The sequence below is a fragment of the Vibrio sp. 10N.222.49.A3 genome (assembly GCF_041475145.1).
GTDB lineage: Bacteria > Pseudomonadota > Gammaproteobacteria > Enterobacterales > Vibrionaceae > Vibrio > Vibrio tasmaniensis_A.
Map to the genome: position 1 here is coordinate 34738 of NZ_JBFRVM010000193.1, position 9690 is coordinate 44427.

The window sequence follows — 9690 nt, forward strand, 5'->3', positions numbered from 1 at the left end:
ACTTAGTCTTCTAATAGAAAAAGAATTAGCCGTTGTTTGCTTGTTTTGCTAACTCAGCGGCTTTTTTCTTCGCGCGTTTAGCCGCATCTTTTTCAGCTAACTTCTTAAGGCCTGTTTTGGTGTAAGCCGTACCTGTCGCATGAGCAATATCACGAATCACATCCCACTCTTCTTTGTAGCTGATTGGAGAGAAACGATCGGCACCTTTAAACGATGCGCTCATCTCTGGTGTAAAGCGGTAGCTAAAGAAAGCTTCGTTGATCTTCTCAACCAGTTCTGGTTTTAGGTTGTAAGCATAGCCAAACGCAGACGTTGGGAAGCGTGGGCTACGGTAGATAATCTTCAGTTCAGAATCGTCAACACGACCTGCTGCTACCATACGATCGTACACGTCCGATGCCACAGGTGCTGCGTCATAATCTCCATTGAAGACACCTAGAATCGATTGGTCATGCTTACCTGAGTAAAGCACCTTGTAATCTTCATCTGGCACTAGGCCTTTCGCTGGGAATAACGCACGAGGAGCTAGGTTGCCAGAGTTGGAAGATGCAGAAGTGTGTGCAACCTTTTTGCCTTTCAGATCAGACATTTTGTTAATGCCGCTGTCTTTACGCACAATCGTGATTAGGTTGTAGCCTTGGAAGCCAGACTCATCGCCCTTCACCGCAATTGGAACGTAACCTGCTAAATTAACTGCGTAGCCTGTTGGGCCCGTAGAGAAACCCGCAACATGCAGTCGACCAGAACGCATCGCTTCTACTTGTGCAGAGTTCGAGTGAACTGTGTAGTAAATCACTCGCTTACCTGTAATTTTACTTAGGTGAGCTTGGAAATCCGCAAACGCATCTTTGTACAACGCAGGGTCTTCTACTGGCGTGTAAGTAAACACAAGCGTACTTGGATCGTTCCACTCATCTGGATTCTTTGGTGAATCGGCGACCAAATCTTGGTTTTCATCACAGTATCGATCGTCTAACACACCACGGCTAGAGCAGTCGCTTGCCATAGCCATTGAAGGAAGTAGTAATGAGCTAGCGATTAACAGTCCTTTAACACTGATTTTCATATTCAAACCTTACTTTTACTTATTGTTGAAAGTCACCTTCGTTATTGCAGCCTTTGTGCCACCTTTTTATACCTGTAATTTCAGTAACTTAAATAAAATCCCACACTTTCAAATTACTTTTGAGTCATAAGTGTCCAACTAAAAACTCATCATTTGGGTCATTTATGTCCCGCCAATTTCAGTGGTAAAAAAAGAGCCCGAAGGCTCTTTGGTTCACTGCTTTTTCTCTTATTATTCTTTGGCTAAGCGCTCTCTATACAAACGCTATAATTAGCAGGCGTAACAGCGCTCTCAGAATCGCCTATGCGTCGCTGTCCATGCAGTTAGCGTAATAAGTTACCGTTGCAGGCCAATCGCTGAATACGCCCATCACACCAACATCTTGTGCCAACACATCAAGCATTTTCATCATATCGCCATCATTGTTGATGCCATCTTTCACGCTCTTGTAATACCAACCACCGCCTTGCGCTAGCGGGCCAGAACGTTCCAGTGTCCATGCAATAATCTCAAGATCAGCATCTTTTGCCAGTTTTGCGTAGTTAGACGCAACCAATTCGTTGTTCTCACCTAACTCAACCAAAGCAAACAGAGGTGGTGCGATGATATTCACGCCCGCATCGTGTAGCTCCTTCATGTTTTCAACAGACGCGACAAAGTCCGCTTGCTCATAGACACGGTCGTCAAGATAAACGGCTTGCTTACCGAACTTAGGCGTCTCATTAACCCAGTACTTAACATCATCTAAGTTGAATGACTGTAGGTAAGTCTCTGAAGGCTCAAAACCCGCCTCTTTCAGCTCATCCACCAGCTTCTGCGCGTACATCTCTTGGCTAAAGCCATTGAAAGGCATTTCTACCGCCGCCGATTTTAGCTCAGGAGTCACCTTCACGCCGTGCTCTTTAAAGAGTGCTGCACTTTCTGCGTGTGTCATCAGTGTGCCACTTTGGCTGTAAAGATCGGTTCTCCAACCTGGAGTCCCGTTCATGTACTCTTCAACCGTGGTGGCTTTTGGGTTCGCACCATCCATTTTACCTTTGAGCGTCTTAAACTCAGCCAGCGTGAAATCAGAAGTACGGCACTCAACCTGAGCATCTTCGCCTGTCGCTGGATTAGCTGGTGTAAACGGGGTTGAGCACTTCTTCGCAAGATCTGGGTGTGCTAATACATCGGTCGTCGTGTGCAGATCACTTTGCGAGTGACGGCATACCAACGCCTTATCTTTGGTGAAGGTCACATCACACTCGACAACGCCTGCGCCCATTTGAATCGCCGCTAAATAAGATTCCTTAGTGTGCTCAGGAAACTGCATCGCAGCTCCGCGATGTCCAATAGAAAAATCACTACGATGAAAAGGTCCTTCACTGCAACTCAACAGTTTGGTTTTCAAAGGGCTCTCATCCATATTGTTCACTAAAAAGAGGGGACGAGGACCTAAGTCGGCTGATTCTGCTGCGGCCCATGCCGTCATCGAGCTCACGCCTAGTATCAGAGCAATCGAACCTTTCAGTATTTGCTTCATGTTTGTATCTCCTTGCAACAAGCAATTATTTTTCTAACTTCCTTTATTCGATCATTCGGTGTTGGATAGCTGTCATATATAGATAGCTGTCATATATATTTTGACTCAGCACCGAATAACCTCATGTGAACGTATGCCACAACGTAGTAATTGCACGCATTGTGCCAAATGTTAAAGCCCTTTTATTACAATCACTTGAAACGGTTAACCATTCGACTAAAAGTTAATTGGGTCATTGTTGTCTTGTGCTTTTATTAAGCGAATGGATGAACCAGCTAGGCCTTGAAGCTCTCTTTATCCAATTGGTGTTTCTTCATTTTTCGATAAAGGGTTTTACGCGGTAAATTCAGCTTGCTTGATACCTCGTTAATGTTGCCAGCGCTTTCAATAAGCGCCTCAGTCAGAACATTTCGTTCGTACTGCTCCATCTGTTTTTCAAAGGCAAAATCTTCTCCGGACGTTTCACAAATTGGTGATTGAAGATCGAAGCCATCACCAACAATACCAAGTACAAATCGGTCGGCGACATTGCGTAATTCACGCACGTTACCCGGCCATTCGTGTCGACATAGCTGCTGTATTTGTTCAGGGTAAATCGTTGACGGACGCGTCTTGTATTTATGACTCGCTTGAATCACAAAATGGCGGAATAACACCTGAATGTCTTCTTTGCGTTGACGCAATGCGGGAAGGTTTAAGCTAGCAATATTAAGACGATAGAAGAGATCGGCTCTGAACTCCCCCGTTTCACTCAGGCTCGCGAGATCAGCTTTGCTGGCGGCTACCACCACAATATCGACCGGGATTAACTCGTTACCACCAACGCGCTCAATCATTCTTTCTTGAATGACGCGCAACAGTTTAATTTGCACCGCAATTGGCATGCTTTCGATTTCATCAAGGAACAGAGTTCCGCCATTGGCTTGTTCTATTTTTCCAATGCGCTTCTTGTTGGCACTGGTAAACGAACCCGCTTCATGACCAAACAACTCACTTTCGATAATGCTTTCAGTCATGCCGCCACAGTTGATCGCGACAAAGGGCTTCGCCTTACGACGGCTAAATTGATGCAAGGCGCGAGCAATCACCTCTTTGCCCGTTCCTGTTTCGCCGTTGATGATGGTATCAACACCAGTATGAGACAGTGCGAGCACTTGCTTGCGTATCGTATCCATCGCTTTTGATTGGCCAATAACCACAGATTCAATCGGTAACTCAGCTTCCTCATCACCGTCTGTAGCTGCTGGGCAATTGTGCTGAGACTGTGCCAACGCTAAATCGAGCTTCTCTACCAACTCACTCGCATTCAGTGGCTTTTCTAAAAAGTCGAACGCCCCTAGCTTCATTGCCTCTATCGCCATGGGAATATCGCCATGGCCACTCATCAACAATACAGGAACGTTAGCGGCTCTATGTTGAATTGAACTCAGTAACGTAAGCCCATCCACCTGTGGCATTCGTACATCACACAATACAACCGACTGGCTGTTTGCTTTGAGCGATTTAAGGCCAAGGTTAGGGTCGGTAAAAGTGGTAACGCTAAACCCTTCTAGCTCTAACATTTCGCTCACGGCTTCGACGACATCTATTTCATCGTCGATAAGAACTATGTGTTTTTCTGAAATCATGAACCTGTGCCTTTTGGTAGAGTGACGATAAAGGTGGTGCCTTGGTGTTCAACCGATTCCACGTGAATCGAGCCGCCAAAGTCTTTTATGATGTTGTATGCGATAGACAAACCAAGCCCAAGCCCCTTACCTGTTGTCTTGCGCGTATAAAATGGGTCAAACAGATGCGGAATGTCCTCTTCAGGTATCCCTAACCCGTTGTCCATCACCAAAATCTGAATGGTGTTCGAAAGCTCTTGCGTTGCAATACTAAGTTGAGGCTGCTCTTTATGCTCAATCGCATCCAGAGCATTGCTGATCAAATTCACCAGTACCTGTTCTAAGCGAATGTTGTTAGCTCGAACCATCTGGCTGCTTTGGGGCGAATACTGAATCGACACAGCGCTCTGTCGGGTTTCAAACAGGTCAATCGCATCACCAATCACCTTATTCAATTCAACGTTATCAATCTTGCCATCACTCTTACGTGAGAAGGCCTTTAGGTGACGAGTAATCGCAGCCACTTTGTCTAACAAAATCTCGATCTTTTTTAGGTTCTCTTCTGCCCTGTCTGGCCTTTGCTTGCCTAACCAAAGCTGCGCGCTTCGAACGTGACTGTTTACTGCGGTCAGAGGTTGATTGATCTCGTGCGTGATCCCGACACTTAATTGTCCCAATGCAGCCAGTTTTCCTGCTTGGATCAACTCATCTTGAGTCACTCGTAGTTTAGCTTCGGCTAAGGTACGTTCTTCTACCTCCGCCTCTAATTTACGATTGGTTTGCTTAACAACTTTAGCCGTGGTCTGGAATACCTTTAGGTACTTAGCCATTTGTGTTACTTCGTCTTTGCCACGAATGGAAACCTCGGTATCTAAATGGCCGGTAGAAATCGCGAACATGTTGTCTTTGAGCTGTAAAAGCCTTTCTAAAATACTCTTACGCACGTAGAACCACGAAATGGCAGCGGCAGCCAACACGCTAAACAGAGAAAGAAAAAGAGAGAGTTGTTGGTTCGATTGTAAAGACAGCTGCGCCTGCTGAATCGATTGGTCAATATTGCTATTCACCTTGCTAGTGTTGCTTTCGATCTGCACGGTTAATTGGTTCAAATGCTCGCGGCTGTTTTGCAGGAAGTATTGCTCTTGATAGAGATGATCGAGCGCTTTGTTTTTCATCCCATACAAGCTGCTATCACTTGAGGCAAGGTTATAGATCACTGTGAGTTGATGATCTAACTCAGGAAAATCACTTCTTAAATCACCACTGACCCAGAGCTTCCACCACTCTTCCCCGACTTGTTCTAGACGGTAACTGGTGTAATCGAGCTCATTAAAGCTTGAGTCGTTATACAGCTTCTCTACTAAGCCTAATTGATAATAAAGCAGAGATTTCAACTGAGTATATTGGATTTGATCTTTGGCTGGGTCAGGCAAACTGTCAAGTGAGTCACTGGCTTGTTGCAACAGAGGATAAAAACCCTCAAGCAAATTACGAAGTTCTTGATTGAGTTGTTCTGACTCAATCTCACTTTGATACAACAGGCTCAGACTATTATTAACTTGGGCGATAAGATCTTTAAAATAGGCGTGATAATCAGGAAACTGAACCATAACGCTATTCATCACTGAAATGGCCTCTTCAATTTTGAGCATCGCCTGCTTACGTTCTATATTCGATTCAGCGTCACTGAGCTGAGATGAGGTCGTGATAATCACACGCACCATGTCATTGAGGCGTGCAGCGTTATCTAAGGCGGGGATTTCACTCTCTTTTAATTCAACGAGGCGTTGGTTTAGATCGTCAAAAGTAAAGCTAGAAACAACCGAAAGGAAGATGGTTGTCATCGATAACATAGCCAATGCCAACACCAAGCGCAGTTCAATGCCTTTCCAACCAAACCACTTGCGACGCGGGATTTTGATCGAAAACAGGCGTTCAAAACTGTCTTTGTTTTCTATCACCTCGGAGACATGACTACTCACTCGCTCCACCTTCTCTCATCATAAAATCAACAGGATCCGTCAATGATTCAATCAGTTAGGTGGTTTACCTATTTAATCTTACATCTAATAGCTTTAGTGAAACTATTAAACGAGGAGTAATCATTAACATTTCACATAAGATATCATAACAATTATTTTATAAATTTTGAGCTGTCTGTTTTGCGATAATAGAAGGTGACCTCACCGACAGAAACGCGATTACTTTATCAATCCCTGTCGGAGGACATTTTAGTTTGAGCACTTCCAATAACGTCTGATCATTTATCATAGAGATTGATCGTATTGGGCTTATCATTCGCAAAACGGTCTTGAATCTAAACTTTCAGACAAATTAGCAATAATGGAAAATCATTGAGTCTCGCAGTGTAGGACACTACCTATGTCGAAATAGGATGGATGTATCGAGCGCAAGACAATTTTAGGTGGCAAATATGCCAAGGCCTTACACAAAGGTACTTACGAGAAACTCACTGAAGCATACAGTTATTTACTCTTGAAATGGCTACCAGACAGCGGGTTTGAACTGCGAGACCAACCATGCTTTGAGGTGTACCTGAATCGAGACCCAAGACGAACTAAACCTGAGAATTTGAAAACCGAAATCTATATTCCGATCAAGTAACTAACAGAGCTTCCCTTGAGTCAGTCACGGCTGGCTCATTTTTTGCCCCAAACCTTCTTACGACGGGTTGACCGTATACTTCTGCTTAGCGTCATTTGACTGACTTTTCCTCATGCCAGTAGAATGTCTAGCTTTTTCAGGCCTTGCCTATACCTCAATATTAGACTTAACGAAGGTGAACTATCTGGCTCTAGTTCATCAAGACTTTAAAATGATAGAGAAATTAAAGACCTAGCGGTAACCCCTAGGTTTCAACGGACAATAAACAGTGTTTAGATTGATTTGGAGATCAAGTCAGCTTTCAGTAGCCCACCTTTAGTCAATAATTTAGGTGAAAAATTGGGGTTTCTACGCTGTTTAAATGCGACTAGAATTTTCTGTAATCCCTCAGCTTCTAGTAAAGAAATGTTTATCTCTGTATCCATATCAGCTGCATCAACAAAGTCATCAGAAAATGCAGGTGCAACAATAAGTACTTGAGCGACCCGATGCCCGTTGGCTTCACAGCGCTTAACATATGCTTTAACTTGTCTAGACGTTGAAGAGTATTTGGAAAATTGTCCATTCTTAAATGACTTTGCTTCACCAACGATAACATCATCATTTTCTAACGAAATGATGATGTCAGCCTTGTCTTTAGCTGTGTTGATATCTTTTCTCAAATCCTCATCAACAGTCATGCCTAGTTGCTCTAGAATCGAACGAGTCGCCTCCTCAAATTTCACACCGATATCTGCTTCTTTGATATCAATACCTGCTGATTGAAGTCCTTGAAGGTCACGACAGGCCAAAAGATGATAGTTTTCGATGAGTCGATCATTGGCACTGGCAAAGCTCTCGATAATTTGGCTTCTAGGGTTGCCACGTCGAGGCAAATTCATATCATTGCGGATAGTCTTAATCTCATCATTACTATAGAGATAAAGGATATCCAATGGTGTGATACTTAGTGCTTTGAGGCGTTCAGGGTCGAGCGTCTCTTTGTTCTCAATTTCGAAGTCTGCTCGAATCCTATCTTCAACATTTAATTCGTTTTGAGACAGTGCTTCGAGTAGTTCTTTATAGCCACTTACACTAAGTACGTTAAACTCTTCTTCTTCTGACGACCTTAGGTGTTCAATTAAAACATCAATGCGGTCTTGTAGCCTTGTCCCTATTCTTGAAATATCGAGGTCCATATCTTCAATGAGTTGCTTGATTCGTTCTTTTCTCTGATTTTGAGTGGCATCTTCAGCGTGAAGATCTGTCATTAAAATACTTCTGATTGATAAGCCAGAGTGCGAAATTGTGGTTATTTTTTCTTGTCTTTCAATGCCACGAATTTTGTAGCCGTGGTTTTTGAGTATATTGGAGAGATCAGCATCAGAAAGTGACCTTAGAATGCGAAGGACATATTTATCATGCAGCTCTTTGCCAAGAACGTCATGAAGAGATTCGATAACTTCATCGGCAATCATAATTTCAGAGCGACGGCGGTTGATAAGGATGACACCGTTTTCTCGAAGGTACTCTAATGCACTTTCAATACCTAGTTCTGGAATTGGGTCGACAGAGTGTTCAATCGCATGAATTTCCTCTCTTGAAAGCGCTAGACGTTCAGCTAAGACATTTAAGATGCTTCGTTCATCTTCAGATATCTTTGCGGTGCGATTAGACCTTAAATCGTTGTTAAATGCTGTTTTCATGCACTCACGGTATATATCTAGGCGATTCAATCGCTCAAAGTCGCTTGAGTCATTTTCTTCAATCTCTTTGATGAGGCTTTGGCTTAGCTCATCAATTTCGGTATATTCTTTGGCATAAAGATTTTCAATCCAAGGAATGGTAGCAATGCAATTCCCATCTCTGACTAGGATATTGATAAGTAAAGACACTTGAGGTCCGCCGATAGCGATTTGTTCTTTTAGATGCTTTTGGAAAAGAGACTGAATTAGACTAAATAATTGCGTGATTTCATTGCCTGATGCTGCTTTAAGTTGGCCATCGATTTTCTCGAGTTGTTTGGTTAAATCAGAATCTCCTTTGCTGTCTTGGCATAGCTTATCGATGCAATTTACAAACTTTGATCGCTCGACTTGATTTGTGTGGTTAAGAACCAAATTTAACTTCATGAGAATGTCCTAGTGAAATACGTAAAGTAATCGGTGAATGATAACTCCGCGTTTTTATTAGGTATATTAATCAATATCAATCTGTTAACTATGTCACTGGTTTGATATAAGAAACAGGTAAATCTCCAAAGCAACTTACACAATCAATACTGAACTGTAAGAAAAGCGCTATTAAGCTGTCCAGATATGTGCCAATACGATCAACGTGAACATGACAGCTAGAACGTTTGTGCCCCAAAGTGAGCCAGAGAAGGATTGAGCTCAGTTTCAAATCCTGCAACTTGCCTTACTTTTCTTCATGCCTAGAGTTCCAACAATGTGGCTAAATTTTCTAATCCACAACAGACTGACCTTCAATCACACTTACGCACGAATATGTTGTTCAACTATTTCTAAGCTATTGAGTAATAGATAACTAAAGGAAAGTTTTTGATTGATAACGTGCTTTGAATCGTAAGCAATATGTGCTTGCTCGTTTTTTAACTAGAAATTAGATTAAAACTGAATTATATGCATACTTTCAGTTGGTTAGAGATGTTTGGTGAGATATGCTGAATACATCAATTCGTGCTGGCACGATAGTAAAATGTTATGTGTTTCAATGAAAAAAGGTAGAATAAGTGGAATATCTACAGAAATTTTGGGAGTTGTTATCTGCTGATGGTGTCGCTGCTTTTATTACCGCAGCGGGTCTAATCTATACGATAAGAAGTTTCAATAAACAGCAAAAACTGGTTGTTTTGTAAACGCGCCATAAAC

6 protein-coding genes are annotated in these 9690 nt (G+C 42.8%); 1 reads left to right on the plus strand and 5 read right to left on the minus strand.

Annotation, left to right across the window (positions count from 1 at the left end):
* Positions 1 to 25 precede the first annotated feature (25 nt).
* The 4 genes from phnD to AB4589_RS22580 all read right to left on the minus strand — a co-directional run bounded on the left by phnD (position 26) and on the right by AB4589_RS22580 (position 6186).
* Positions 26 to 1066 carry a phosphate/phosphite/phosphonate ABC transporter substrate-binding protein gene (gene phnD, locus AB4589_RS22565; protein ID WP_004732989.1) on the minus strand — a complete coding sequence of 347 codons (1041 nt, stop codon included), beginning with the start codon at positions 1064 to 1066 and terminating at the stop codon, positions 26 to 28.
* A 301-nt stretch (positions 1067 to 1367) separates the two neighbouring features.
* The gene (locus tag AB4589_RS22570) at positions 1368 to 2588 is read right to left on the minus strand and encodes a glycerophosphodiester phosphodiesterase family protein (protein WP_371710784.1); all 1221 of its coding nucleotides are present in this window, start codon (positions 2586 to 2588) and stop codon (positions 1368 to 1370) included.
* Positions 2589 to 2863: 275 nt separating this feature from the next.
* Positions 2864 to 4216, minus strand: a complete 1353-nt coding sequence (locus AB4589_RS22575) for a sigma-54-dependent transcriptional regulator (RefSeq protein WP_372045870.1) — start codon at positions 4214 to 4216, stop codon at positions 2864 to 2866.
* Positions 4213 to 6186, minus strand: coding sequence for an ATP-binding protein (locus tag AB4589_RS22580; RefSeq protein WP_372101727.1), 1974 nt, complete (start codon positions 6184 to 6186; stop codon positions 4213 to 4215). The genes AB4589_RS22575 and AB4589_RS22580 overlap by 4 nt, the downstream gene beginning before the upstream one ends.
* Positions 6187 to 6598: 412 nt before the next feature.
* Between AB4589_RS22580 and AB4589_RS22585 the strand changes: the two genes are divergently transcribed.
* Positions 6599 to 6820 (plus strand): GyrI-like domain-containing protein, encoded by a 222-nt coding sequence (locus tag AB4589_RS22585; protein ID WP_372101729.1) that lies wholly within the window; start codon positions 6599 to 6601, stop codon positions 6818 to 6820.
* Positions 6821 to 7092: 272 nt separating this feature from the next.
* On the opposite strand, the gene AB4589_RS22590 is transcribed toward AB4589_RS22585, so the two are convergent.
* Positions 7093 to 8931, minus strand: coding sequence for a hypothetical protein (locus AB4589_RS22590; RefSeq protein WP_372101728.1), 1839 nt, complete (start codon positions 8929 to 8931; stop codon positions 7093 to 7095).
* Positions 8932 to 9690 lie beyond the last annotated feature (759 nt).

What these genes read in the sequence shown, in the direction of transcription:
- phnD (WP_004732989.1), bottom strand. Translation starts at nt 1,066, where the DNA reads ATGAAAATCAGTGTTAAAGGACTGTTAATCGCTAGCTCATTACTACTT.
- AB4589_RS22570 (WP_371710784.1), bottom strand. Translation starts at nt 2,588, where the DNA reads ATGAAGCAAATACTGAAAGGTTCGATTGCTCTGATACTAGGCGTGAGC.
- AB4589_RS22575 (WP_372045870.1), bottom strand. Translation starts at nt 4,216, where the DNA reads ATGATTTCAGAAAAACACATAGTTCTTATCGACGATGAAATAGATGTC.
- AB4589_RS22590 (WP_372101728.1), bottom strand. Translation starts at nt 8,931, where the DNA reads ATGAAGTTAAATTTGGTTCTTAACCACACAAATCAAGTCGAGCGATCA.